Source organism: Mycoplana ramosa, assembly GCF_041930185.1.
Taxonomy (GTDB): domain Bacteria; phylum Pseudomonadota; class Alphaproteobacteria; order Rhizobiales; family Rhizobiaceae; genus Mycoplana; species Mycoplana ramosa.
The window spans coordinates 26,623-52,753 of the sequence record NZ_JBHEEW010000018.1 but is presented as its reverse complement, the minus strand read 5'-3'; the positions used below and the strand labels follow the sequence as shown (position 1 = coordinate 52,753).

At 60.5% G+C, this 26,131-nt stretch carries 26 protein-coding genes and 1 pseudogene; 12 read left to right on the top strand and 15 right to left on the bottom strand.

Translation table 11 applies throughout. From position 1 onward, the window contains the following. Positions 1-308: electron transfer flavoprotein subunit beta/FixA family protein (locus tag JNC62_RS19870; protein ID WP_374841124.1), on the bottom strand; the 308-nt coding region annotated here is incomplete at its 3' end. A gap of 37 nt (positions 309-345) precedes the next feature. Further along, positions 346-2,787, bottom strand: a complete 2,442-nt coding sequence (locus JNC62_RS19865) for a GcvT family protein (protein WP_374841122.1) — start codon at positions 2,785-2,787, stop codon at positions 346-348. 93 nt (positions 2,788-2,880) lie between these two features. On the opposite strand from JNC62_RS19865, the gene JNC62_RS19860 reads away from it, so the two are divergent. Continuing rightward, positions 2,881-3,816 carry a LysR substrate-binding domain-containing protein gene (locus JNC62_RS19860; RefSeq protein ID WP_374841120.1) on the top strand — a complete coding sequence of 312 codons (936 nt, stop codon included), beginning with the start codon at positions 2,881-2,883 and terminating at the stop codon, positions 3,814-3,816. 21 nt (positions 3,817-3,837) lie between these two features. Here the strand turns inward: JNC62_RS19860 and JNC62_RS19855 are convergent, their stop codons facing one another. From JNC62_RS19855 to JNC62_RS19825, 7 genes are all read right to left on the bottom strand, one after another. Then, positions 3,838-5,121: an NAD(P)/FAD-dependent oxidoreductase gene (locus tag JNC62_RS19855; protein ID WP_374841118.1), complete on the bottom strand. Its 1,284-nt coding sequence runs from the start codon at positions 5,119-5,121 to the stop codon at positions 3,838-3,840. 23 nt (positions 5,122-5,144) lie between these two features. Next, entirely contained in the window at positions 5,145-6,293 is a 1,149-nt protein-coding gene (locus tag JNC62_RS19850) for an aldo/keto reductase (protein WP_374841116.1), read from the bottom strand. 40 nt (positions 6,294-6,333) lie between these two features. After that, complete coding sequence (locus JNC62_RS19845) at positions 6,334-7,068, bottom strand: aspartate/glutamate racemase family protein (protein ID WP_374841114.1); 735 nt, start codon at positions 7,066-7,068, stop codon at positions 6,334-6,336. 72 nt (positions 7,069-7,140) lie between these two features. Further along, the gene (locus tag JNC62_RS19840) at positions 7,141-7,980 is read right to left on the bottom strand and encodes an ABC transporter substrate-binding protein (protein WP_374841112.1); all 840 of its coding nucleotides are present in this window, start codon (positions 7,978-7,980) and stop codon (positions 7,141-7,143) included. Between the two features lie 23 nt (positions 7,981-8,003). After that, entirely contained in the window at positions 8,004-8,666 is a 663-nt protein-coding gene (locus tag JNC62_RS19835; RefSeq protein ID WP_374841110.1) for an amino acid ABC transporter permease, read from the bottom strand. Beyond that, positions 8,666-9,310 (bottom strand): amino acid ABC transporter permease, encoded by a 645-nt coding sequence (locus tag JNC62_RS19830; protein ID WP_374841108.1) that lies wholly within the window; start codon positions 9,308-9,310, stop codon positions 8,666-8,668. Before JNC62_RS19830 ends, JNC62_RS19835 begins: the two co-directional genes overlap by 1 nt. After that, positions 9,307-10,068: an amino acid ABC transporter ATP-binding protein gene (locus JNC62_RS19825; protein WP_374841106.1), complete on the bottom strand. Its 762-nt coding sequence runs from the start codon at positions 10,066-10,068 to the stop codon at positions 9,307-9,309. The genes JNC62_RS19830 and JNC62_RS19825 overlap by 4 nt, the downstream gene beginning before the upstream one ends. 741 nt (positions 10,069-10,809) lie before the next feature. Between JNC62_RS19825 and JNC62_RS19820 the strand changes: the two genes are divergently transcribed. Continuing rightward, on the top strand, positions 10,810-11,472 hold the full coding sequence (locus JNC62_RS19820; protein WP_374841104.1) for a helix-turn-helix domain-containing protein: 663 nt from the start codon (positions 10,810-10,812) through the stop codon (positions 11,470-11,472). Between the two features lie 653 nt (positions 11,473-12,125). Here the strand turns inward: JNC62_RS19820 and JNC62_RS19815 are convergent. Continuing rightward, positions 12,126-12,417, bottom strand: a pseudogene (locus tag JNC62_RS19815) (IS481 family transposase); the annotation flags it as partial. A 373-nt stretch (positions 12,418-12,790) separates the two neighbouring features. Here JNC62_RS19815 and repA point away from each other — a divergent pair. The 3 genes from repA to repC all read left to right on the top strand — a co-directional run bounded on the left by repA (position 12,791) and on the right by repC (position 16,384). Continuing rightward, complete coding sequence (gene repA / locus JNC62_RS19810) at positions 12,791-13,984, top strand: plasmid partitioning protein RepA (protein WP_374841102.1); 1,194 nt, start codon at positions 12,791-12,793, stop codon at positions 13,982-13,984. A 3-nt stretch (positions 13,985-13,987) separates the two neighbouring features. Beyond that, a complete protein-coding gene (gene repB, locus JNC62_RS19805) occupies positions 13,988-15,016 on the top strand; it encodes a plasmid partitioning protein RepB (RefSeq protein ID WP_374841100.1) in 1,029 nt (342 codons plus the stop codon). Positions 15,017-15,169: 153 nt separating this feature from the next. Next, positions 15,170-16,384 (top strand): plasmid replication protein RepC, encoded by a 1,215-nt coding sequence (repC, locus tag JNC62_RS19800; protein ID WP_374841098.1) that lies wholly within the window; start codon positions 15,170-15,172, stop codon positions 16,382-16,384. Between the two features lie 369 nt (positions 16,385-16,753). On the opposite strand, the gene JNC62_RS19795 is transcribed toward repC, so the two are convergent. From JNC62_RS19795 to JNC62_RS19775, 5 genes are all read right to left on the bottom strand, one after another. Further along, complete coding sequence (locus JNC62_RS19795; RefSeq protein WP_374841096.1) at positions 16,754-17,176, bottom strand: type II toxin-antitoxin system VapC family toxin; 423 nt, start codon at positions 17,174-17,176, stop codon at positions 16,754-16,756. Next, entirely contained in the window at positions 17,163-17,423 is a 261-nt protein-coding gene (locus JNC62_RS19790) for a FitA-like ribbon-helix-helix domain-containing protein (RefSeq protein WP_374841094.1), read from the bottom strand. Before JNC62_RS19790 ends, JNC62_RS19795 begins: the two co-directional genes overlap by 14 nt. Before the next feature lie 98 nt (positions 17,424-17,521). Further along, a complete protein-coding gene (locus tag JNC62_RS19785) occupies positions 17,522-18,637 on the bottom strand; it encodes a tyrosine-type recombinase/integrase (RefSeq protein ID WP_374841092.1) in 1,116 nt (371 codons plus the stop codon). Continuing rightward, complete coding sequence (locus JNC62_RS19780; RefSeq protein ID WP_374841090.1) at positions 18,634-19,041, bottom strand: type II toxin-antitoxin system VapC family toxin; 408 nt, start codon at positions 19,039-19,041, stop codon at positions 18,634-18,636. Before JNC62_RS19780 ends, JNC62_RS19785 begins: the two co-directional genes overlap by 4 nt. Beyond that, on the bottom strand, positions 19,041-19,295 hold the full coding sequence (locus JNC62_RS19775) for a type II toxin-antitoxin system Phd/YefM family antitoxin (protein ID WP_374841088.1): 255 nt from the start codon (positions 19,293-19,295) through the stop codon (positions 19,041-19,043). Before JNC62_RS19775 ends, JNC62_RS19780 begins: the two co-directional genes overlap by 1 nt. A 511-nt stretch (positions 19,296-19,806) precedes the next feature. Between JNC62_RS19775 and JNC62_RS19770 the strand changes: the two genes are divergently transcribed. The 7 genes from JNC62_RS19770 (at position 19,807) to JNC62_RS19740 (ending at position 26,012) form a co-directional block, all read left to right on the top strand. Continuing rightward, positions 19,807-20,355 (top strand): Lrp/AsnC family transcriptional regulator, encoded by a 549-nt coding sequence (locus JNC62_RS19770; protein WP_374841086.1) that lies wholly within the window; start codon positions 19,807-19,809, stop codon positions 20,353-20,355. A 46-nt stretch (positions 20,356-20,401) separates the two neighbouring features. Continuing rightward, complete coding sequence (locus tag JNC62_RS19765; protein WP_374841084.1) at positions 20,402-21,211, top strand: ABC transporter substrate-binding protein; 810 nt, start codon at positions 20,402-20,404, stop codon at positions 21,209-21,211. A 69-nt stretch (positions 21,212-21,280) separates the two neighbouring features. Continuing rightward, a complete protein-coding gene (locus tag JNC62_RS19760; RefSeq protein WP_374841082.1) occupies positions 21,281-21,949 on the top strand; it encodes an amino acid ABC transporter permease in 669 nt (222 codons plus the stop codon). 7 nt (positions 21,950-21,956) lie between these two features. Beyond that, a complete protein-coding gene (locus JNC62_RS19755) occupies positions 21,957-22,619 on the top strand; it encodes an amino acid ABC transporter permease (protein ID WP_374841080.1) in 663 nt (220 codons plus the stop codon). A 12-nt stretch (positions 22,620-22,631) separates the two neighbouring features. Further along, positions 22,632-23,363 carry an amino acid ABC transporter ATP-binding protein gene (locus JNC62_RS19750; protein WP_374841078.1) on the top strand — a complete coding sequence of 244 codons (732 nt, stop codon included), beginning with the start codon at positions 22,632-22,634 and terminating at the stop codon, positions 23,361-23,363. A gap of 42 nt (positions 23,364-23,405) precedes the next feature. Continuing rightward, the gene (locus JNC62_RS19745; protein ID WP_374841076.1) at positions 23,406-24,677 is read left to right on the top strand and encodes an NAD(P)/FAD-dependent oxidoreductase; all 1,272 of its coding nucleotides are present in this window, start codon (positions 23,406-23,408) and stop codon (positions 24,675-24,677) included. Between the two features lie 6 nt (positions 24,678-24,683). Next, positions 24,684-26,012, top strand: coding sequence for an NAD(P)/FAD-dependent oxidoreductase (locus JNC62_RS19740; protein WP_374841074.1), 1,329 nt, complete (start codon positions 24,684-24,686; stop codon positions 26,010-26,012). Positions 26,013-26,131: the final 119 nt, after the last annotated feature.

The following is a 26,131-nucleotide window of genomic DNA, read 5'->3' as shown; positions in this document are numbered from 1 at the left end:
CCCTTGAGGATCTTTGCCACCGCCAGCGGCTCGACCGCGTCGTCGGTCTCGACCAGGATCGCCCGGTCCGCGCCCATCGCGAGCGCCGTGCGCAGCGTCTCCTCCGCCTTCGCCGGGCCGATCGACACCACCACCACTTCCTCGGCCTTGCCGGCTTCCTTCAGCCGCAGCGCCTCTTCGACGGAGATCTCGTCGAACGGGTTCATCGACATCTTCACGTTCGCAAGCTCGACGCCGGTGCCATCCGGCTTCACCCGGATCTTCACGTTGTAGTCGACGACCCGCTTGACGGGGACCAGGATCTTCATCACCGCACTCCTTGCTGTCTTTTCGTATCAGGCGTGATCACATCCGGCCGCGCAGGGCTTCCGGATCGTAGGGCGATTCCGCGATGACGCGGGCCTTGCGCATTTCGCCAAGGATCGGCACCTCGAGCTTCGTACCAGGTTCGCCGAGCTCGACGGGCAGCAGCGCGAAGGCAACGTCGTGGCCGAGCGTATAGGCGTAGCCGCCCGAGGTGATGCGGCCGACGAGTTTGCCCTCGTGATAGACCCCCTCGTAGATCAGCGAGCTCGCACCATCGGTGTCGATGGCAAGCGTCACTGAACGGCGCTTCACGCCCTCTTCCTTCTGGCGTACGAGCGCAGCCTTACCGATGAAGTCACGCTTATCCAGGCGAATAAAGCGATCGAGACTGCTTTCCCACGCCGTCAGCTCCGGATTCATGTCCCTGTACATGGCGCGATAGGACTTCTCCAGGCGAAGCGATTCCAACGCGTGCAGCCCGATCAGGCGCAGGCCGTGCGGCTCGCCGGCCGCCAGCAGCGCTTCCAGGAGGTGACGCTGGTAGGGAAGCGGATGGTAGAGTTCCCAGCCGAGTTCACCTTCGTAGTTGACGCGCAGCAGACGGACGTCGGTCGCAAGCCCGACCGTACCGGACTTCACCCCGAACCACGGGAATGCCTCGTTGGAAAGGTCGATTTCGGTCAGGCTCTGCAGCACCTCTCGCGCCCGCGGACCGACGATGGTGAAGCAGCCGCGTTCATTGGTGACGTTGCGAAGCTGCACGCTGCCGTCGTTCGGCAGAAGTTTCGACAGATCATCGAAGTTCCAGCGTTCCGCGCGCGGCGTGGAGATCAGATAGAAGGTGCCGTCCTCAAGGCGAGAAACGATATATTCCGCCTGTACGCCACCATTTTTGGTCAGGTGGTGGCTGAGATTGACCCGACCGATCTTCGGCAGCCGGTTTGCGAGGATGCCGTCGAGCCAATGCTCGGCCTCGGGACCGGACACCTCGAACTTCGTCATTGGCGTCATCTCGACGAGGCCCACGGCCGTACGAACCGCATTTACCTCTTCCCCGACATATTTGCCCTTCGGCGTCCATCGCCAGCTATACTGATCCTTGGCCTCGACGCCTTCCGGCGCGAACCAGTTCGGCATTTCCCAGCCGTTCAGAACACCCCAGACGGCGCCGCGCTTGGTGAGGATGTCATAGGAGGGGGCGGTCTTCTGCGGCCGGGCGGCCGGCATGTCCTGTCCTGGATAGTGAAGCTCGGCATGCGTGCCCCAGCTTTCGCGCACCTTATGGCGCGTCCATTCCTTGTTGGCGTAGTCGCCGAAGCGCCGCGGGTCGAGTTCGGACGTGTCGAGACTGTTTGCGCCTTCGACGATGCGCTCGGAGAGATAGTAGCCAATCGCGCCGCCCCAGAGAATGCCGCCTGGAACGCCTTCGGCGATCCAGACATTTTCCAGGCCCCAGGCCGGGCCAACGAGCGGCAACTCGTCCGCCGTCATCTGGAACGGACCGCGGACGTTCGCCTTGATGCCGACGCGGCCGAGCGCCGGAACAAGATCCATGGCGCGCTCCCAGTTCCAGGCAACCGACTCAAAGTCCTCTTCGAGCAGGTCCGCGCCGAACCATTCCGGAACGCCGTTCTCGGCAAAAAGCTTCAGGTGCTCGGTTTTTTCATAGGGACCGAACATCAGGCCGTCGCCCTCCTCACGCAGATACCCTTCGAAACCTTCGTCGCGCAGGATCGGCATTTCCGGCAGGCCCTGGCGTTTGCGCTCCACGACCTCGGGCACGGCGTCGGTGATCCAGTACTGGTGAACGATCGGGATCGCTGGAATTTCGAGGCCCAGCATCGCGCCGGTCTGGCGGGCATAGTTGCCGGTCGCGGAAATGATGTGCTCGCAGATGATCTCACCCTGATTGGTAATGATTTTCCACTCGCCGCCGGCCAGGCGCTCGAAACCCTTCACTTCGGTATTGAGATAGATTTTCGCGCCGCGGTCGCGTGCGCCCTTGGCCATGGCCTGCGTCACGTCGGCAGGCGCAATATGGCCGTCGTCCGGATGGTACAGCGCGGCCAACATCTCCTTGTTGTTTTCGAGAAGCGGCCAAAGCTCGCGTGCTTCCTTCGGCGTCACCAGTTCAGCGCGGATGCCCTGCACGGCCGCGACGCTCATGTAGCTCTTGTATTCGTCGAGGCGGTCGCGCGTATTGGCAATGCGCAACTGCCCGCACTTGTGCCAGCCGACATGCTGACCCGTCTCAGCCTCCAGCCCCTCGTAGATCTCGATCGTCTTGGCGATCATGCGGCCGATATTAATGCTGCGCGCATAGGATGGAATGAGGCCGGCAGCGTGCCAGGTGGATCCGGCCGTCAATTGGGTGCGCTCCAGAAGCGCCACATCGGTCCAGCCACGTTTTGTGAGGCCGTAGAGAATGGCAGCACCGACACAACCACCGCCGATAACGACCGCGCGAGCATGAGTTTGCATGGATAGCTCCTTTATGCAGATTTTGACCAACCTACGATCAGTACCCATCCCTGTAATCTTGCTAAAAATTCCTCCAGGCCATAACTTGAAATTATGCACCGACTCCGTTCCCTCGTTCCGTCCGCGAACTACCTGTTCTGTTTCGAAGCCGCTGCGCGCCGCCGCAGTTTCACCGCCGCTGCCCAGGAGCTGAACGTCAGCCAACCGGCCGTCAGCAAGACGATCCGGCTGCTGGAGGAGGCAACGGGGCTGAAGTTGTTCCGCCGCGAGCGCTCGCGGCTCGAACTGACAGCGGACGGGGATCGGCTCTACAAGGAAACGCAGGCCGCGTTCGACCATCTGCACATGGTGATTTCTTCGATGCAGAAGAAGCACTCCAATGACGTGGTGCGCGTTTCCTTCTCCTCATCGTTCGTGCAGCTCTGGCTGCTGCCACGATTGAAGGACTTCAAGGCCAAGCACCCAGACGTATCGCTGCGTATCGAGGAAAGCAGTCGCGACGATCACGATCTTGTCGAAGAAGACATCGACCTTTCCGCCCGGCTCGGTAAAGGCAACTGGCCGGGTGTCCATGCGTGGCACTTTGTCAACGAGGAGGTGCTACCGGTGTGCAGCCCGGATTACCTCAAGGATCATGCTCCGATTCGCGAGCCTATCGATCTTCTGCAGCACACGCTGCTGAACTTCGAAGAGCGGCACCGCTCCCGTCTAGGCTGGCGCGAATGGCTGGAACGCCATTCGGTTCCGATGGCGCGACTGAAGCAGGATTTCGTTTTCACCGATGCGCTCGGATCGGTCGAGGCAGCCGTGCTCGGCCAGGGCATCGCGCTCGGTTGGAAGCACCTCGTTGACGCCCATATCAAGGCCGGGCGATTGGTCTTCCCATTAACCGATTCCTACCGCTCGGGACAGGCGATCCATATCATCATGCCGGCTCAGCGCCCGCCGAAGAGGGGCGCTGAGCTGTTCCGCGACTGGCTGATCGAACAAAGTGCAGACGCCGATACCCCGTCGCCTGACAATCCCTGACGGCGGCGCGGGAAGCGACGATCAGAGCCGTTCGCCGGCGAAATGTGCGATCTGCGCACCCGCCTCGTAGTAGACCTCTTTCAAGCCCCGGAACGCGGGTTCCTTCGGGTCGGTCAGCGGGAGTGGCAAGTCCCCCTCGCCTATCTCTCCCAGCACATGACGCGCAAGGACCCGACCAAAAACCGTACCCGGCGCGATGCCGCGGCCATTGTAGCCGGAAAAGCCGATGACATTCGGCGCGAAGCGATGGAACCGCGGCAACGCGTTGTCGGTCATGCCGATCTGGCCGTACCATTCACATTCGAACTCGACCGGTCCCAACTGGGGAAACAGCCGCTTCAACGACCGCCTCGCCCAGCCGGTATGGATCGCCGTACCCGTATTGCGCAGTGCGCCAACGCTGCCGAAGACGAGGCGTCCGGCCCTATCCATCCGGAATGAGGACAGGATTTCCTTGGTATCCCAGACACCTTCCCGTCCGGGCAGGATCGACTTCAGAACATCCGGCGGCAGCGGGCGGGTCGCAAGGTTGAAATAGGGTAGATGCACCTGCTCCCGGCGCACGGTTTCCCAAGGGCCCGTGCTGTAGGCATCGGTCGCGACGATCACCCAGGGCGCCGTCACGGAGCCGCGTCCGGTCGAAACCGTACACCCGCTGCCCGCACGCGCAAAAGAAACGACACGCGACGACGTGTGCAGGATTGCCCCGGCGCGAACGGCCGCATGCGCAAGGCCGCGCACATAGGCCAAGGGCTGCAGGGTCCCAGCCCGCATGTCGAGCAACGAGCCGGTATAGGCAGTGCTGCCCACACGCCTTGCGGTCGCATCCGCATCCAGCAGCATGACCGGAGCGCCGCGCTTCTGCCATTGCCGCGCCCGTTCGGTGATCTCCTTCAACCCCGCCTCACCGACCGCGCAATGCAACGTACCGCTGCGCTCGAGCTCGCAATCGATGCCGTGCCTGTCAATCAGGTCCATCACGACGCGCGGACCGTTGCCGAGAAGGTCGAGCAGGCGCTCGCCATGCAGTGGGCCGAGCTCGCCCGGCAGGTCGTCGGGCATCACCCACATGCCGGCATTGATGAGTCCGACATTCCGTCCCGCACCGCCGAAGCCGATTTCATTGCCTTCCAGCAGTACGACGCGACGACCGGCCTCCGCCAGATGCAGCGCTGCCGATAGCCCGGTAAAGCCACCGCCGACAATTACGACGTCCGCAGCCACGTCGCCACCGAGCGGCCCGGTTGATGGTGGCAGGGGAGCGGTTTTTTCCCATAGCCCATGGGAGCGCGGATCGTTCAGCATTATCGTTTTCCTCGTGCGGTCGCCTACGATTTCTGATGATTTTCCTTCGGCTGGCCGAAGACGTAGTCCGACACTTTCGGAAGAAACGTGCCGGAATGATAGTTATGCGGCTTGTCGCCGACGGCGCTACCCGTGTTCAGTATACCGGCCTGATAGTCATCTGCAAAAAGGCTGTAGGGATAGGGCGCTTCGATGACGCTTGCCGCGTCGAGTCTTGCCTTGTGCGCGGCAGAAAGCTCGAAAGCGAGTGCGGCGAGGTTGTCGTCGATCTGCTCCAGCCGGCTTGCGCCGATGATTGCGGCCGCGACTCCCGGCCGGTTGGCCACCCAGTTCAGCGCGACCTGCGCCATACTGCGTCCGAGTTCCAGCGCTACGGCTTCGAGCGCCGCGACGATGCGGCTATTCCGTTCGGTGAAGAGCCCGAGGCCACTGCCGGACTTATCAAGGGACAACCGACCTTGCGGCGCGCCTGCTGATTTGTACTTGCCGGACAGGAGGCCCATTGCCAGCGGGCTCCAAGCCGTAATGCCAAGTCCGAGGGTTTGCGCCAGCGGAACGAATTCATGCTCGATGCTGCGTTCCACGAGCGAATAGGGAAGCTGCAGGCTGATCGGCTGAGATAGGGCATGCGCCTCTGCCCAGGTCTGCGCCCGAGCAGCATACCAGCCTGGCACGTCCGAAAGTCCGCCATAGCGGATCTTGCCGGCTCGCACGAGATCGTCGAGGGTGCGGACGACCTCCTCCACCGGCGTCATCCGGTCCCAGGTGTGGAGAAGATAGAGATCGATATAGTCGGTCTTCAGGCGCTTCAGTGAGGCATCGACGGCACGCATGATGTTCTTGCGCCCGTTGCCGCCCGCATTCGGGTTGCCTGGTGAAAGGTTGTTCGAGAACTTGGTGGCAATGACGACGCTATCGCGCAGGCCGGCATCCGCCACAAATGTCCCGACCAGGCTCTCGCTCAGGCCAGCCGCGTACGAATCCGCGGTATCGATGAAGTTTCCCCCGGCATCTAGATAGCGATGAAAAATCGCCCGTGCGGTCGCGTCGTCACTTCCCCACGTGCCTCCGATGCCCCGGATGCCAGCATTGCCGAAGGTCATTGTGCCAAGTGCCAGGCGGCTGACGCGCAGTCCGGAGCGGCCCAGAAGAAAGTATTGGTCAAGCGACATTAGGATCTCCTGTCAGAGGATTCAGCGGGCACGCTCCTACCTACATGCTGCCGGCATAGGGACGGCGAGCCGTGCTCTGCTGCACATAGTTGATCATCGTGATGAAATCGAAGACTGGGCGGCCGGTGGCTGCCTGCACCGCATGCGCATAAGGCGGCAGATCGCTGCATTCGAGCAAGATCGACCGGACCTCCGGGTTCTCTCGCACCAGACGGCGGGCGACCTCCGTTACTTCCCGTTCGATTGCAGCGGAATCGAGCGTTCCGCGCTCCTCGAGAATCGCTTCGCGGAACTCCGACTGCCCCTCCATGCCCGCTATGGCAAGTGGAATGTTGTCCGGCACGTTGCAAGCGGTGAAATGACGGGGCGTCAGCCGTGAGGCATTCGCAGTGATGATGCCGACGCTGCCGCCGCACAGCGCATGCATGAACGGGATCTGCATCAGGCTGGACAGAAACACCGGGATGTCTACGGCTGCAGCAACCTCTTCCTGGAAATATGCCATGAAGCCACAGGCGCCGGTGATCGCCTTGACGCCGCGATTCTGCAGTTCCAACGCCGCCTCGACGAATACTTCCTTCAAAGCGGGATCACGCTGGTTGAGCAGGCGGTCGATCGACGCTCCCCGCACCTCCTGGAAGCGGACAGGATAGTCGTAGGTCGTGGCATTGCCGACATTACCGGGAACGCAGGGATAGGCTGCGTCAAGAATGAGGATGCCGATCTGCTCGCCGTACCACGACTGCGTCCTGCGCGTGACCGTGTAGACAGTCATCGTTGTTGTCTCCGATATTCAATTTTCAAGAAAGAGAGATAGCGGGGGCGCAAGGGGCCCCCGCTTGCCGAATTACTCGACGAGGCGCGGGGCGCCGGTATTCGCCGCGGTGCCATCCAGACCGTAGGACTTGAGAATGTTGACGATCGTGCCGTCCGCATGCATCTCGGCGATCCGTGCATCGAGCGCGACGCCGAGGTCCGTAGCGTTGAGCGAATAGGGGAAACCGGCCTGCGCGGCTTCCTTGGTCGCCCTCACCCGGTCGTCGGGCGCTGCGACATTGACCTTGACGTCTTTGAGTGCGCCCTTCTGCTCTGCAACGACACCGGTCGAATAGCCGTCAACGGCAACGTCGATACGGCCGGAGAAGAGATCCTGCTGCATGTTGACCGAGTTCGGATAGAGCTTCAGCGACGGACCGAGCAGTGTCTTAAGGTCGGCAACCCAGAGATAACCCTGCACCGTGCCGACCTGCTTGCCTTCCAGGTCAGAGACGTTCGTGAAGCCTTCCTTGGAATAGACCGCCATCTGGTCCGTGTAGAGCGGCGCCGACAGGTTCATCACCTTGGCGCGCTCGGCCGTACGGTACCAATCGCCAGTGGTAATGTCGGCCTGACCCGACAGAACGTACTGGATCGCGGCCGCCGGATCGACGGCAATCGCCTTGACCTTCAGGCATTCGCGCTTGGCGAATTCCGCAGCGATATCGCCGTCGATGCCCTTCATGTTGCCACTGTCGTCGATGAAGGAATGTGGCACATAGGTCGTGACTGCCACCGTCAGCGTGCCTGGTTCGATCGTCGCGAACTCATGCTTCGGAGTGCAATCCTGGGCGGACGCAATTTGCGCCGACATCAGGACACCGGCAATGCCGGCAAGAAGGAACTGCGTGGTGGTCGTCAATTTTGGCATGCAGGCATCCTTTCAGCTTGGATTCATCGTTGGGCATAGAGCCCGGCGCGTTTCTCGACGTGATTGACGAGCATTGCGGCGGGGATGGAGATGCAGGCGTAGAGCACGCCGGCCGACAAAAGCGCCGGGAAGTAGCGGAACGTCGTGGAGCCGATCTCGTAGGCGCGGCTCACCAGTTCCGGCAGGGCGATCGTGAAGCACAGCGACGTCCCCTGGAAGATCAGGATCGAGAAGCCGAGCAACGCCGGCAGCGCGACCCTGAGCCCCTGCGGGAGAAGCACGTAGCGCAGTTCATCGAAACGATTGAGGCCGAGCGCCTCGGCCGCCTCGCGCTGTCCATGCGCGACGGACTGCAGGCTGGCCCGGATGATCTCGCTCGTATAGGCACCGGTGTTCCAAGCCAGCGCGATGACCGCTGCCGAGTACGAGCCGAGCGTCAACCCCGTCGAGGGGAGACCGAAATAGATGAATTGCAGCAGCACCAGCGCCGGCGCCCCTCGGCCGATCTCCACCAAGCAAAGACTAGCACCTCTGATGACCTTGTTCCGTGCCAGCACGCCCAGGGCCAGCAGCAGTCCGAACGGTATGCCGAGAAGAAGGCTGAGAGCCGTCACCTGCAGGCTGATCGACAACCCACCGAGAAGATCCGGCAGCCAGGCGGAAATTTCTTCGTAGCTTGGAGACATCAGCGTGCCACCTTTGCCTGGAGATAGCCGTCGGCAACACGCGAGAGCCAGGCGATTGGCAGGCTCAGCAACACGTAGAACAGCCCGACCATCGCGAAAACTTCAAGCCCGCGGTAGGTCAATTGAGACAACTGGTTTCCCTTGAAGGCGAGTTCCGCCACCCCGATCGTCGAAGCAACGGCCGTTTCCTTCATGAGGCCGATGAGATAGCTGGCCGCCGACGGCAGCGCTACCCGGAAAGCCTGCGGTGCCACGATATCGCGGAACGTAGACCAACGGCCGAGATCAAGCGCGGCAGACGCTTCCCATTGACCGAAATGGATCGAAGCAAGCGCGCCGCGATAGATTTCCGCCATGTTCGCGGCGGCAATCAACCCAAGCCCCATCAAGGCGGCATTGAACGGCGTGATCGGCAGGAAGCCCATGCCAAGGCCGAAAAAGATGATAAACAGCCAGAGAATCGGCGGGATCGCGCGCACGATCTGAATGACGACCATCGCCAGAAACCGCAACGGCAGCAGCCGGCTCTGGCGGGCGGCCAGGAGCGGCACGCCAAGCACGGCGCCGATGAGGAACGCACCGGCGGTGAGCGCGATCGTCCAGGTCAAGCCGCGCAGCAGGGGCAGCAGATCCGCCGCGCTCATCGATCGTGCACCGCGCGGAGAAAGCGCCGGGTCCGCTCTTGCTGCGGATTGCGCATGACCTCCACAGACGGCCCCTTCTCCACGATATGACCATCGGCCATGATCATGACGGTATCCGAAACGTTTTCGGCAAAGCCCATCTCGTGAGTGACGACGATCATCGTCATGCCGCTCTCGGCGAGTTCGCGCATGACCGCGAGAACCTCAAGACCGAGTTCGGGATCGAGTGCCGAGGTCGGCTCGTCAAACAGCATGATCTCCGGATCGAGGGCCAGAGAACGCGCGATCGCGATACGCTGCTGCTGGCCACCCGAACAGCGGACCGGGAACTGTAGGGCCTTGTCGGCAAGCCCCACCCGCTTCAACAGCTGCATGGAACGCTCATCCGCTTCCTTGCGGCTGCGGCCAAGCACGCGCTCCTGCGCGAGGCTGACGTTGCGCAGCACTGACATGTGCGGAAAGAGATTGAACGACTGGAACACCATACCAACCCGGCGCCGGAGCCCGGAAAGTTCGGCGCGCGCCACCGGCCGCGTCGCATCGATCGTCATCGAGCCGATCGTGATCGTGCCGCCGTCCGGCGGTTCGAGATAGTTGATGCAGCGCAAAAGCGTGCTCTTGCCCGAGCCGCTCGGACCAATGATGGCAAGGACCTCGCCCGCCCCGACATCGAGATTGATTCCATCCAGAACGGTGTGCGTGCCGTAATGCTTGCTCAGGGATTTGAGGCTGATAAGCACGTTGTCAGAAGCCGGCATCATCGTGCGCCACGCCCCTTCCGGGCCGTTGCACGAACGGTCTCCGCCCTCAACGTACAAGTTGGTACCGTCCATAGCATTGCGCCCCCCATGCAGAAGCAACCCGCGCGCTTGTTGCACGGGTGCTTTCCATCAGCTTTTATTGGAATGGTTTAGCCGCGTCAGATTGCTGCCGCGACCAATATCGCTCGCCCGCCCTCAAACGCAGGCCGCAGCGCTCGAAATGTAGCTTCAGCATATGCCGGCGCAACATTCGGCGAATTTGTCGGTTTAACAGATTAACCTAAGCTCGAGCTTCTTCGAACGACCCAGTCGATTGGCATTTGCTCCCCTCTTACTGCCTGCGGCCAAACGGTCTCGTCGCCTCTTCGAGCGACTTCCCGGCGCATTTGGCGCCGTAACCTTTGCTATCAAGCGGGCAAAATGTTGCATCGACACAATTGCAGGTCAAGAACTTTTTTCAAAAGATAAACATTTGTTTCCAATCGGAAACAATGGTAGCGTCCTTACGTCAACCTAGGCTTGGACTCTATATGCTCGCGCGCTTCTTCGCCTTAAGCAGCACCGAAAGCGGACACTGCCGTCGCAGGAATCTCGCCGAGCTCCAAGCGAACTCGACCATTCAACGTCAAGAATCATCAGACTATGAATTGAGGGAATATAAACTGAAACCCACGCGTGATTTAGAACGCAAGCAACCAGCCTTAGCGTTCAGTGATCAGCCCGGAGAGAGAAGCATCTATGCGCGGAGCCAAATTGTCCAAAAACCGGTCATCGCACAAACCTGGCGCCGCCCGTGCTGTTTCCGAGGGGGGACGACAAGAGCTGGGCCAGAAAATTCGTGACCTTCGCCTTGAACGTCGCTTGACTCTGCAAGACGTGAGCAAGGTCACAAGTGTCGCGAGATCTACCCTCTCCAAGATCGAGAATGGCATCATGTCGCCCACCTTCGATATCCTTCAGAAGCTGGCTATGGGTTTCTCACTGGATATCGGAGCGCTTTTCAGCCCGACCCCCGTACAGCATAGTATAGGGCGCAGAAGCCTAACCAAAAGCGGCAGCGGCCCTACACTCTCGAGCGAACATTATCTTCATCAGGCTCTCGCATCCGATATTTCAAGAAAGCGCGTACTGCCGTTTCGAACGCGTGTGAAGGCGAGAAGCATTTCCGATTTCAAGGCATTGATATCTCACGATGGCGAGGTTTTTCTGTTCGTCTTGGGCGGATCGATCGAGTTTTATTCCGATTTATATGCACCCGTCCGAATGGACATTGGTGATAGTATATACTTCGACAGTAAGATGGCGCATGCCATCATTTCCATCTCCGAGGAAGATGCGGATATCATCTGGGTCTGCAACAACAGCCTCGGGTTGGATGAGATAGATTTAAATTTGCACTGACAAGCGCCAGGCCCCATTTCCAGCGCCGAATATCCTTTTCGCCGCGTTCATACGCTCCGGCTTCAGGACGGGCACCTTGTTCCGGTCTCCATAAAGTCGCAGCAGGTCGGGCATGTGCCCGAATATCGTGTCGACCGGCCTCTCTGGCGGGGCGCAGAGAATGGAAGGATCCACATCTCACCCCGGACCTCACGGACGGAGGCCTTCTGGGCATGGGGCAGGTCAGGCCGCGGCAGGGCGACAAAGTGGAATGTCACGCCCATCCCCTGCCCGCGGTTTCCGGGTTTGCACAGTGGCTGGTCGAATTGCTGCTTTCTCCACGCAAGCACGATGCTGATATCCACCCAGCGTACGTCGCGAATATCCGAAGAGGCACCCCATTCATGGAGATAGCGACAGTGACTTCGGCGCTTCCGTCGCTACCTGGTTTGACGGCAGACGTTTGTCTATGGGGCGCTGCCAAGATGAGCAAAGATGGCTCAGTTATGCCGTTTGCGATTTTCGAATTTAGCCAGGCCCAGCTGATTATAGAGGGACTGCCCGTAGCGTCGCCGCAAAGTTCCCGAGAGCGCTTCCTGCTCATCATCGTTCGCTTCATCCAACAATGCGCGACCCCCTTCCCTTTCCCGCGGCCAAAGTCTTCGAAATCAATGCTAGCAAGCCCAGATGCTTGGTCCCGGAAATTGGTGGATCGGATTGACGATGAATCGGTCCGGTTCTTTCGGCTGGCATTTGCAGATCTATTCCTATGGGATGAGGCCCTTGAGGGTCTTGAGCCGACGGGAGAAATTGTAGGGAGCGACGAAGTCGGCGAGATGCTGACAAAGCTCATCGCGGCTCTCACGGTCTAAGTGCTTGACGGTGGCGTCCGTTTCGTGCGGGTCATCTTTCGACCTGGCCATTCGTCCAAGGATGCTTCGGTTTGGTCGTTCGGCGCTCGATATCGGCCTGGCAGACGCAGGCGTGCGCCCAGATTGTTTAGGCTTTGGCGTCCCTGCTGAGGTGAACGACCGAGCCGACTGCGCTTGGCGTCGGGCTCCCCAAGGGAGCAAATTCCGAGCGACGACTGAGGATGAGTGAGGCATAAGCGGCTGCTCAGCGCATTTAATTGACGCGCAGTCAATCGAGCAACCCGCGTCGATCAAGTTGTCCGCGGACAACTTAGTCGGATGCCATCAATCTATACGGCCAAATGTGGCGTGTTGTCCGCGGACAACACGGCGAAGTTAAGCGTTTGTAATATGCTAACGAATCGGGCCATACTCTGGCTGCGTAGTTTGGCCGATTACCGGCAAAATTGCGCAGTTGGAGATTTGAAATGCTGCAGACACTGAATGTGAAGACGGATCAAGAGCACCTGCCGTCCATGCTGGCCACGGACGCCCAGGAATTGCAGCGTCAGTTGCAAATGCATCAGGCCCGCGTTTTCCCACCAACGTCGCAAAAGACGATCCGCCAATTCTCGCCGGCCGAGGCGGCTTCGTTGATCGGTATCGGCGAAGGATATCTAAGACAGATCGCGGCCGAGACCAATGTGCCCGAGCCACTCGCAAATGGACGCCGCATGTATACGCCGGCGGACATGGATTATATCCGTCAGGTGCTCGACGATAAGAACGGAACGCCCAAATACGTGCCGACGCGCCGCCCTGGCGAGAAGCTACAAGTCGTCGCAGTCATGAACTTCAAGGGTGGGTCGGCGAAAACGACCACGTCGGCACATCTGGCACAGTACATGGCCCTTCGCGGCTATCGTACGTTAGCCATTGACCTCGATCCGCAAGCGTCGCTGTCTGCGATGTTCGGGCATCAGCCCGAACTGGATGTGGGCGAGGGCGAGACCCTGTATGGTGCAATTCGCTACGAAGACCCTCTTCCGATTTCCGACATAGTCCGCTCTACCTACACGCCGAACCTTCACATGGTACCCGGCAACCTGGAACTTATGGAGTTCGAACACGAGACGCCGCGGTTCATGTCGGCAGGCTCTGCCGAGACAATGTTCTTTGCTCGCATCGGTGAGGTTTTGGGCCAGATCGAGAGCCTCTACGACGTCGTCATCATTGATTGCCCGCCGCAACTCGGCTTTTTGACCATGTCGGCGCTGTGCGCGGCAACGTCGGTCCTGATCACCATTCATCCTCAGATGCTTGACGTCATGTCGATGTCGCAGTTCCTGTCGATGACGAGCGAGCTTATGTCGGTCGTCGAAAGAGCGGGCGGACGCACGAGCTACGATTGGATGCGCTATCTCTTGACGCGGTACGAACCGAACGACGGGCCGCAGTCGCAGATGGCCGGCTTCATGCGCGCAATCTTTGGCAACCGCATGCTGCAGAACCCCATGCTGAAGTCAACGGCTGTCTCGGATGCCGGTGTCACGAAGCAGACATTGTATGAGGTCGATCGAGCGCAATTTACGCGCGGTACCTATGACCGCGCAATCGAGTCACTGAACGCGGTCAATGCGGAGGTGGAAGGTTTGATTAAATCGACGTGGGAAAGGAAGTAACGGATGGCGCGCAAGAATCTGATCGGCGTATCCGACGACCTGAATCCCTCGGTGCCAGCCCAAGCGCCGATCGCCGTCGCACGACCGATCGCGGGCTACGTGCCGCCTGCCCGCAATGCCGGGCCCATCGGCGGTATCACCAAGACACTCGGAACCATTACCTCGAAGATGGAGCGCGCGCAGGATCTCGAAGAACAATTGGCGGCGGGCGTCACTGTCGTTGAGCTCGATCCTGCAACAATTGACGGGTCTTTCGTTCGCGATCGGCTGGCAATTGATGCGGTCGAGCTCGGTATGCTGACAGAGCAAATCCGGGAGCACGGACAGCAAGTTCCCATCCTGGTGCGTCCGCACCCGGAGGCGAAAGGGCGCTACCAGGTTGCCTACGGGCACCGGCGTTTGGCGGCAGTGCGTGCGCTTGGGCTTAAGGTTAAAGCGGTTGTCCGCCAACTGACCGACGACCAACTTGTCGTCAGTCAGGGCCAGGAAAACAACGCTCGAACGAACCTCTCCTATATCGAGCGGGCGCTGTTTGCCTTGCGTTTGGAGGAGCGTGCCTTCTCGCGCGACGTCATCATGTCAGCTCTCGGGGTAGACAAGGCAGCGCTGTCGAAGATGCTGAGTGTCGTTAACCAGGTCCCCTTTGGCCTGATCGAGGCTATCGGTCCTGCTCCAGATGTTGGTCGCCGTCGCTGGATGGAACTGGCGCAGAAACTGACGGGGGCGGGTTTAGAGTCCCTGCTGGCTATGCTTTCGTCAAGTGAAATGGTTGCGAGCACAAGCGAACAACGCTTCCAGGCGGCCGTGGATAGTCTGTCGAAGCAGGGGGAAAGGACAGCGAGGATCAGAGCCCCTGCCACTTGGGTCCCGTCTGACGGCGGGGTCCGCGTTACATTTAAGAAGTCTGCGAAAAAGGGCGTCATCGCCGTCGAGGCGCCGGAGGGGCCGGAATTCGCAGAGTTTATCTCAAATCAGCTGGAAAGCCTTTATGAGGCCTTCAAAGAGTACAGCCGCGCAAAAACAGGAGAATAACCGCAAAAGAAAAAGGCCCCAAACGTTGCCGTCGTGGAGCCCTTCTCGATCTGTAGCGAGATAGAGAATCGCATTTTCACGAATCGCCGTCAAGAGTCTTAGGCACCGTTTTTGGTGAGCAGGTTTCTTTTGCCTATTGAAAGGTGAAGGAAGATGCAAAGTGGATATGTGACGACGCCCTTCGGGCGGCGGTCGATGACGCTTGCCCTGGTGAAGGGACAGTTCGAAGCGGCCAACATCAGGCCGGGAAAATCGGTCGACAAGTGGAAGATCTATCGAGACGCCTGCGACGCGCGCGTGCTGCTCGGGCTGCGCGATCGCGCGCTGGCGGTTCTCAACGCACTGCTGTCGTTCTATCCGGAGCCGGAGTTGAGCGACGGCAGCAATCTGATCGTCTTCCCGTCGAACGCACAGCTGTCTGCCCGTGCAAATGGCATCGCGGGGTCAACGCTGCGCGAAAACCTGGCGCTCCTGGTTCATGCCGGGCTGATCCATCGTAACGACAGCCCAAACGGCAAGCGCTACGCGCGCAAGGGCAGGGACGGGACGATTGAAGCAGCCTACGGGTTCAACCTGGCACCGCTGCTGGCGCGATCCGAAGAGCTCGCCCAATTGGCCCAGCAGGTGGCGGAGGAGCGTCGCCGACTGAAAATCGTCAAGGAACGGATTTCCATCTGCCGTAGGGACATTCGCAAGCTGATCACCGCTGCGATGGAGGAGGGGGCTTCCGGCGACTGGGGTATGGCCGAGGCCCACTTCGTGGCAGCCGTCGGGCGGCTGGCGAAGGCAAAGACCGAGCCGGAGCTTACGGATTGCCTGGAAGAGCTGACGCTGCTGCATGCCGAAGTGGTCAACTTGCTGGAACTTCAGCTCATTTCGCAAAAAAGCGACACCAATGATGCCGAATGCCGTCAGCACATACAGAATTCAAATACCGAATCCAGCAATGAACTTGAACCAGGCTCTCGAGAAGAGCGGGGGGAGCCGGCGGTGCGAACCAGTGAACCTTTGCGGGAGGCGATCAGGGCGTTTCCGCTGGGAATGGTGTTGCGGGCCTGTCCGGAAATTGCGATGTACGGCCCTGGCGGGGCGATATCGAGTTGGCGCGAGCTGATGACCGCCGCGGTGGTGGTCCGATCGATGCTGGGCGTCAGCCCGTCCGCCTACCAAGAGGCTTGCGAAGTGATGGGGCCGGAAAATGCCGCCGTTGCGGTCGCCTGCATCCTCGAAAGGGCAGGGCACATCAATTCGGCCGGGGGCTATCTTCGCGATCTGACGCGGAAAGCGGCGCGCGGCGAATTTTCGCTCGGGCCGATGCTGATGGCCTTGCTGCGGTTGAACGGCAAGCCGGTGCAGAGTACGGCCTGATTGCTGGCTGATCTCTTTTGGGTGTGAATGGTCGGCATTGAGGGACGAGCGGATGCATCACGCCGCATGGACAAAATGTTCGAAGCCGGCATGGTTTGTCACCCGCAGGACACCGCAAACCAATCGGATGCTGGCGAGACTTCGACCGTGGCCGATCATGGACGGCCATTTGACTGCGGAGGCGCAAGTCCGTTTGCGGCGGCGTCACGCACGACGACGACCGGGTTCGCACCTTGGTGCTGCACAGGGCGCCGCGCCGCCCACGATCCCATGGGCGCGGTTTCCTATCGTGTTCAGATTAAGTTTGGTGGCAGGATGCCCCCAAAAAAACCCGGACCTGGAAGTTTCGGCGGTTTGCAATCCCGTACGTCAGCGGAACGTCCACGGATTGATGATGCTCAGGCCGAGAGACTCGAAATCGTAGACATTTCGGGTCGCCAGCGCGGCGCCACGTGAAAGTGTGATGGCGGCGATCTGCGCGTCGAACTGGCTGATCGGTCGGCCGATTTTGCGGCGATCCGTGGCGATAGCGCCGTAGACATCCGCAGCCTCACGGTCGAACGGCAGCACCCGTCCCGCGAGATCTTCGGAGAAGATCGGCAGAATGGCTGCTTCGAGGTCGCGTCGGCGACGGCCGTCGGGAAGCAGACGGATCCCGTAGAGAATTTCGGCTTCGGTGATAGCGGTGGTGAAGATTGCGCCGGCATGCTGCTCAGCCAGCCAGTCGACGACGGGTGGCGTGGGCCTCGGCAGCAGCAATTCCGAGATGACGTTCGTATCAAGAACGATCATGCGGGTTGAAATCCGGTGCGTCGCGGATCGGCTCGCGGGCGGGTATCTCCAGTGTGACGCCGCCGAGTGGCTGCAGTCTTTCGCGAATGGCGCTGGCGAGGTTTCCCGGTGCCGGCTCCTGGACGGCGAGGACCGACTTCAGGATGTCGCGCGCCTCATCTTCCATGGACCGCCCGTGTGTCGCTGCCCGAATACGCAGTTTCTGCTTCAAACGGTCATCGATGTTGCGAATGGTCATGCTGGCCATCGGCGCCTCCAATCATCACTGATTGCATATAATGCATTGCTGGTCGATCCTCAAGGCACGTCCGCCGGCGGCGCACCGCCTGGCCTAAGCGAGGAGGACTAGAGGCCGGCCGCCTTTGTGAGATTGACGCGGAAACGGTCGCGGCGGCGCTGGTAGCGGCGGGTCATTTCCGCCGAGGCGTGGCCCAGTTGCTTCTGCACATATCGCTCGTCGACCTCGGCCGAGGAGGCGAGGCCGGCACGCAGCGAGTGGCCACCAAACAACTGCGCCCGCTCGGCCTCGGACAGATCACCGCGCACGCCGGCGGCGAGCGCCGTCTTCTTGACGAGACGCGCGACCTCCTGGTCGTGCAGCCGGTCGGGGCCGACCGCCTTGCCCCGGCCGGTGACGCGGCGAAACAGCGGCCCCCTGGCGAGCCTGGCGAAGTTGATCCACGACTGGAGCGCGGCCACCGGGCAGGTGGCATCGGCGGAGCCACGGCCGATCTCGACCTCACGCCAGCCGGTCTTGCCCCGCAGCCTCACCAGGGTGCCTTTCTCGAGGATCTCGATCCAGCCGCGGCCGTCCTCGGTCTGGTCGCGGCCGAGGTCGAGCCCGACGATCTCCGATCGGCGCAGCCCGCCGGCGAAGCCGAGCAGCAGCATCGCACGGTCACGCAGGCCGCGCAGGGTGCCCCGGTCGAGGGTTTCCAGCATGGCGATCAGTTCCTCGGGGAGAAGCGCCTCCTTCTGCCGGGGCGGGGCGGCATGGCGGTTGCGGATGCCGGCGAGCACGGTGGCGATGGCCCGGTTCTTGCGGTCGAGCGGCTGGCCGCGCTGGGCGCAGTTCCAGCCGATGGCGGCCAGACGCCGCTCGATGGTGGCGACGCTGTTCGGCTTCCGACCGCGTTCGGCGGTCCCTGATGCGCAAGCGGTGATGTACAGGCCGACGATCTCGGGATCCGGGGGGAGGGGGGACAGGTTTGAGCGCCGGCACCAGGCGGCAAAGTGTTTCCAGTCGGACGCATAGGCGCGACGCGTGTTGGCGGAGCTCGCCGCCTCCACATAGCCGCGCGCGCGGTCGGCGAGGTGCTCAAGGTGCGCAGGCAGCGCAGCACCTGTCTCGGAAACAGGGGCGGGGATTGCAATGCCAACCGCCGTTGTATCGATGGCTGCATCCGCCGGATGGAAATGATCGCCGCCCGGCGATACCAGGTCCGTCGCTTGTCTGCTCATGCCGGTGTCTCCCAGGGATTGATCACCGCTGCGTCCGTGTCCTCAAAATCCCTGACGTTTCGCGTCACCAGGATCAGGTCATGAACGATTGCAGTTGCGGCGATCAGGCCGTCGATATCGCCGCGCGGCCGGATCGCGGCAAGCCGGCCCCATTCGACGGCGATCTGGTCGGTCACCGGCAGGATGCGGTCGCCATGGTCATGGCGCAATTTGCGCAGCCACTCGGCCAGATGCGCCGCAGCCTTCGGATCCGACCTCTGTCGGAGGGCAATGCCGCGCATGATCTCGCCGAGCGTCAGCGCGCTCAGGTGGACGCTGAGCGGATCGACCGAGCGCAGCCAGGAAACGGCCTGGGGCGTCCCGCGCCGCGCCTCTGAAACGACGTTGGTGTCGAGCAGATACATCAGAAGGCCACGTCGCGGCTCGGCGTTTTGGCGCGCGCCTCGACCGCCTCGATAAACGCGTCATCCCAGGCAGGGCCGGACAAAAGATCATCGACGAGCGACGGCCGGCCGGCGCGCAAGGCATCGTAGTCGCGGGCGGACAGCACGACGGCGGTGCGCTCGCCGCGCAGCGTGACGATCTGCGGCCCTTCGTGTCGCGCCTTCTGCACCAGCTTCGAGAACTGGTTCTTGGCGTCCTGCAGCTGCCATTCCATGGCTTTGCTCCAAACTGGCTAGACTGTCTAGCTATATAACGCGACACCTGGCTGGGTCAACGGCGGAAAGACCACGCAATTCGGAAGGTCAGCGTGGCGGTTTCCGCCATTGCCGCTATAAAGAACATCACAAACGATAAGGCAAGTTTATCCATCATAGTTTGATGACGACATGGTGTGCGGTTTAGCTAAGATATATGGCAATAACCGCACACCTGAATTGGGTTGCCGAAGTCAGCAGTGCGTGGACGAACCGGGCATCCATGTGCCTGGGCAATTTCTGTCGCGTGAGCCAAACAATCTGTCGCAGCCTCGTTCACCGAGCGAGGGCCATCCGGGTTCGAGGTTACGCAGCGGCTAGCTGTCTGCCCAAGGGTGATCGCTGGGATCTGGACCCACTAAACGGAAACTAATCCCCGGCAAAAATTTGCAGATAAAAGAAAAGCATTGACTCAATCTTCCAAATGGAAATAAGAGCTCTTCCCGAAGACGGGTGAATGGGGAGGTTCACATGCGTGCACTGCTCGACAAAATTGACCGAAAACTAGTCAAGCTTTTGTCAGAAGATGCGCGCGACGGTGCGAACCAGATCGCCGAACGCCTCGAACTCAGTCCACCCACCGTGAGGGCGAGGCTGAAATCGCTGGTAGAGCGAAAGCTCTTCAGGATCGCGGGGGTCGTTAATGTTTCAGAGCGTCCGGAGCTGATCGTTGCCCTGCTTGGCATTCACGCCAATGGCCAGGGCCGATTGAACGAGATCGCGAAAAAGATGTCCGAACTACCGTTCGTGACGTCAGTCAGTATCGTCACTGGACGCTATGACATTCTGTGCGAGGTCATGTTTGAAGGTGACATGGAGGAGCTTTACCGGGTCACGAGCGAACTGCTCCCCGGTCTGGCCGATCCGGGTGTAATTCAGGGCAGCGAGACCTTCGTTGTCATGAAGTCCCACAACAAGTGGCTCAGTTTGCCGCGCGGCGTGTGGGAGGAAGAGTTCGCCGAGAAAAACGACAGTACCGATCCGGAAAAGACCCGCCGGGTTTTGGGATCGCCTGTGTAGCGCGAACACAAATTGACCTTTTCCCCAGGGAGGATTGAGACTGGAAATGATCAGCAAGTTTAACGCGTTTATTGCCTCAGCATTGTTTGTAACCGCGGCGGGCGCCACCATTGGAGCGAGTGTCGCCGAGGCGGGGACTTTGGACGACATCCTGGCTCGCGGCGAACTGCGCGTTGCGGTGCAAACGCAGGGCCCTCCCTATTCCTTCATGGACAAGAATGGGCAGCGCTCGGGCAGCGCGATCGCGCTGACCGAGTTGATGGCCAAGGAGATGGGCGTCAAGGTAACGTACCTCGATTTCGATTGGGATGGCCTGATCCCTGCGCTTCTTTCCGGCAAGGCTGATATCCTGGCGGCCGATATGACTGCCACCATGAGCCGTGCGACCAAGGTGGCCTTTACCCAGCCTTGGATTCACGTCGGCTCGGTGGCCTTCGCCGCGGCTGGCAGTGACTTCAAGACCCTTGAGGATTGCAAGAAGCCGGGCACCACGATTGGCGTCATTCTGGGTTCCACTGCCGAGAAGAACATGCCGAAATTCTTTCCGGATGCAGAAGTGAAGGCGTTCAAGGGCGGCGGGACCGTCGTGCTTGACGCGGTTGCATCGGGTCAGGCGCAGTGCGGCGTGAACGACAACACCGCCGTCGCCGCCCAAGTGCAAAACTATCCGGAAGGCACGTTCACCGTGTTCTCGGAGATGCTGAGCTCCGAGCCGTTGGCTTATGCCGTTCGCTACGATTCGCAAGACCTGCTGATCTGGACGAACCTGTTCATCGACAACATCACGCTTGATGGCCGCCTGAAGGAAAACCTGGACTATTGGGTCAATTCCAACAAGTGGCAGGCAGATCACTGAGAGCAAATTCGAGGCGCGGGCGGCGCAAGCCCGCGCCTCAAACAGAAAGAGAGATGCTGTTGGTGATACATGTTTGCTAATCTGAACATTAGGGTCATAGCAGAGTACCTTCCTGACCTATGGCAAGGCCTTCTGAACACACTGATGCTGTCTACGGCGGGCTTTGCCGGAGCGCTGATAATTGGCGTCGTGGCCTGTGCGCTCAGCATCCAGCCGATCAGATTGCTGCGCGCTGTGGGCGTTGGCTACATCGATCTCATTCGCGCTACGCCCTTGCTCGCACAGCTCTATTTTCTCTATTTCGGCCTGCCGCGTCTGGGAGTCGTGCTGCCTGAGATCTTGATCGGCATCATTGCCTTGTCGTTGAATTCGGGCGCATACGTCGCCGAAATCATCCGCTCCGGTATTCTGGCCATTCCTCGTGGTCAGTTCGAAGCCGCGCTGAGCTCCGGTTTTTCGTACTTCCAGCGTATGCGTCTGATCGTTCTGCCCCAGGCAATTCGACCGACTGTCTCCCCTATGATCGGGCAGGCGATCGTGCTTGTGAAGGACTCCTCGCTGCTCTCGCTGATCTCGGTTGTCGAGTTGACGCGGGTCGGTCAACAAATCGCGCTTGATCGCTTCATGCCGGTTGAAGGGTTGGCGGTGACCGCCGCTGGGTTCCTGATCATCTATTACTTGCTGAAGGCGCTGGCCGGCTTCTGGTCCCACATCTACCGCGTGCCAGAAAGGTCATAGAGGGCATATGTTCTGGTTTCAATTCGAGCGCTTGTTGAATTTCTGGCCCGTCTTGCTCAAGGGCCTGGGCATGACAGTCGCGTTGTCATTGCTGTCTCTGATTGTCGGCGTGGTTATCGGCCTTGTGTTCGGAATTCTGCGGGCAAGTGGCAATCGCTGGCTTGCTTCGGCAACCGGTCTGTATGTCGACCTGTTTCGCGGCACACCCTTCCTGGTGCAGGTATTCATTTGCTTCTTCATCCTGCCGACCGTCGGGATTGAGTTGTCGGCATTTGCGGCCGGTGTCATCGCGCTTTCCAACCTTTCGGCCTGCTTCATCGGCGAGATCGTCGCGTCGGGGATCAAAGCTGTGCCGCGCGGCCAGCGCGAAGCGGCCATAGCCTCGGGTTTCACCTATCCGCAGCAATTGCGCCTGATCATTCTGCCCCAGGCGCTGCGCATCGTTCGTCCGTCGCTGGTGGGTCAGTTCATCCTGCTGGTAAAAGACTCATCGGTCGTATCGGCCATCGGCATCATGGACCTGACGCGTTCAGGCTGGATGATCGTGCAAAACATCCCCAACGGCCTCTTGGTTTTCGGCGTGGTTGGTCTCGGGTACTTCATCGTTTGCTACCCGATGATCTATGTCTCGCGCCGCATCGAGCGTGGTACACAATCACCCATCCTGTGATCGGACAATACAATGATCCAATTTCAAGGTCTGAACAAATGGTTCGGCAAATCGCTTCATGTTCTGCAAAATATCGACCTGCGGGTCAACAAAGGCGAAGTGGTTGTCGTCTGTGGTCCGTCGGGTTCGGGCAAAAGCACACTGATCCGCTGCGTCAACGGTCTGGAGGCCTTTCAAGAAGGCAAGCTGATCGTCGATGGCATGGATCTCAGCGCAAAAGCGCCGGCATGGCGTGATCTGCGCATGGAAGTCGGCTTCGTATTCCAGCAATTCAATCTCTACCCGCACAAGACGGCGCTCGAAAACGTGACGCTAGCGCCGATCCATGTCCGCGGCCTGACAAAAGCCGAGGCGGAGAAGCGCGGGAAAGAGCTTCTGGAAAAAGTCGGTCTTGCTGATCGTATGAACAATTATCCAAGCCAGTTGTCCGGCGGCCAGCAACAGCGTGTCGCGATTGCCCGCTCGCTTTGCATGCAGCCGCGGATCATGCTTTTCGATGAGCCGACATCTGCTCTTGATCCGGAGATGATCAATGAAGTCCTGGACGTCATGGTCAGTCTTGCCAAGGAAGGCATGACGATGATGGTCGTCACCCATGAAATGGGTTTTGCCCGCAGCGTTGCCGATCGGGTAATCTTCATGGACCGCGGATCGATCATCGAAAGTGGCGACCCGGAAAGCTTCTTCAATCACTCGAAAAGCGAGCGGACGCGTGACTTCCTGAGCAAAGTACTCCACCACTGACGGGCCCGCTTCTAAACCCATAATCCAAACTGATTGGCACCCATGCAACATCGTCCCCAAAGCGGTGAACGGCTTTCCGTTGCCGTAATCGGAGCTGGAATCGTCGGCTGCAGTATCGCCCTGGCCCTCACCATGGAGGGACACAAGGTGACATTGTTCGATCGCGAAGAGCCTGGCGCCGGCACCTCCTACGGAAATGCCGGGGCGATCGTCACCGGTTCGATCACCCCGACCGCGACCCCCGCCGTCATCAAGTCGCTGCCGGCCTATGTGCTGGACCGCCAGTCGCCGGCGGTGCTTCGGGTCCATCACACCTTAAAGGCTCTGCCTTGGATGCTGCGGTTCATTGCGGCGGGAACTCCGGCCGCGGTCGATCGCATCGCCGCGGCTATGCATCCGTTGGTCTCACGGGCCTTGGTTGCGCATAGGAGTTTCGCCGCCAGGGCCGAAGTCCCAGAGCTTTTGACACAGGAAGGGTGGCTGAAGGTCTACGCCTCGGCAGCCGACTTTGACGGATCAGCCCTTGAGCGACGCCTGATGGCCCGGCATGGCGTTGTGCACGAGATATTGGAGCAAGGCTCTATTCTGGACCTCGAACCCGGCCTCGATCCCGCATTTTGCTACCGCGGTGTCCGCCAGCCCAACGCTGGAAACGTTCGCTTTCCCAGAGGCTTGGCCGAGGCCTATCTGCGGGCCTCCGTCAATGGGGGCGCTAGCGTGATCCGCGAGAACGTCAACGCGATCGAAGCTCGGGAGGGCGGCGGCGTGTTTGTGCGGGGTGAAGGCGCCCAGCATGGTTTTGATCGCGTTGTCGTTGCGGCCGGAGCGTGGTCAGGTAAGTTCGCCAAGCAACTCGGAGACCGTGTCAGTTTGGATGCTGAGCGCGGTTATCACATCAGCTTCGGTCCCGGATCCGAACGCCTGCTGCGCGGACCGGTGGTTATTCCGGGGCGTGGCTTCGTCCTGTCTCCGATGCATGACGGACTGCGCCTTGTCAGCGGAGACGAACTGGCGGGCTTGAGCGCGCCACCCAACTACAAGCGCATCGAGGCGTTGTTGCCCGATGCCGTGCGCGTCTTGCCCGCGCTCAGGGACTGGCGTCCGGCATCGCGATGGATGGGCCATCGTCCCTCGACCCCGGATACGCTGCCCGTGATTGGTCCTGCGCGCAAAAGTCAGGACGTCATCTATGCCTTTGGCCATGGCCATCTGGGCGTCACCCTTTCCGCGATCACCGCGCGGCTCGTCGCCGATCTCATCGTCCGACGGCCATCGGAGATCGATCTTGCTCCTTATCGCGCCACGAGATTTTGATCCTCCATGTCCAATTTTCCTATTTCCATGAAAAATATTCCCCAATTCGGTGGCCCACTTCCGCAAGCCGTCGACGTCACCGTCATTGGTGGCGGCATTATCGGTGTCATGACGGCATGGGAACTTCAGAAGCGCGGGCTATCGGTCCTTCTATGTGAGAAAGGACGCGTCGCCGGCGAGCAGTCCAGCCGCAACTGGGGCTGGATCCGGCAACAAGGCCGCGACTACGCCGAACTGCCGATCATGATGGACACGATCCGCCTCTGGAAAGAGCTCGATGAGAAGCTGCGCGCGGACATCGGTTTTCGACAGGCCGGGATCACTTATCTGGCCCGCAATGGAAAGAAACTGGCTGAATTCGAGCGCTGGCTCGATGGCGCACGCGCCTATGGCGTTGACACCCGCCTCATGTCCCGTCGCGAGGTCGAAAAGTCATTGCCGAATGCCGCAGGCTGGGTTGGCGGGATGACGACTGCATCCGACGCGATGGCTGAGCCTTTTGTCACCGTTCCGGTGTTGGCGCGTGCGGCTGCGGAAGGCGGCATGATGATCCGCGAGGATTGCGCGGTGCGCGCGCTCGATGTCGTCGGTGGCCATATACAGGGTGTAATCACCGAACTCGGGCGGGTAGCGTGCGAGCGAGTTGTGGTCGCTGCGGGAGCCTGGAGCGCCCTGTTCCTCGGCGCCCATGGAATACGGATTCCGCAGCTTTCGGTCGTTTCGCCGGTTATGAGCACAGAGCCGATGCCGGAATTCTTTTCCGGGGCGGCGTGCGATGATCGGTTCGCCATCCGCCGCCGCGCCGACGGCGGCTATACCCTCACGCCTTGGTCGAACCATGACTTTTTCATTGGGCCGGATGCCTTCCGGAATTTCTTCGCCTATCTTCCGCAGCTGCGCGAGGATTTTATGAGCACGCGCTTTCGGCTTGCGGCACCCAAAAACTATCCCGATGCGTGGGCAACCAGGCGCCGTTGGAGCCCAGGGCAGGAAACGCCCTTCGAGCGCTGCCGCATACTGGATCCCGCTCCAAATCCGAAGGAGCTGGAACGTGTCACGGCCTTTTTCGCCAAGGCCTTCCCAAAGATCGGGAGGCCGCGCATCAAGGCTTCGTGGGCCGGCATGATCGATACGATGCCCGACGTCTTGCCGGTCGTCGACAAAGCGCCGATCGGCGGCGTTACCATCGCGACAGGCATGAGCGGTCACGGCTTCGGAATCGGCCCTGGCATGGGGTTGGTCATCGCCGATCTTGTGCAGGACCTAAACCCGAGACACGACCTGAGCAAATTTTCGATCTCAAGGTTTAGGGGGCGTTCCGCTGGAAGTCGATAATCTTGCTGCAGTCGGCGCACGTTGGCGTCCGGCCTAGCCAGCGCCGACGCCCAATTAAAAGACCGGCGAGCCGCATGGTCCCTCTGAGCCAAGCGCGCGCAGCCGGCAGCTTCCGCCCG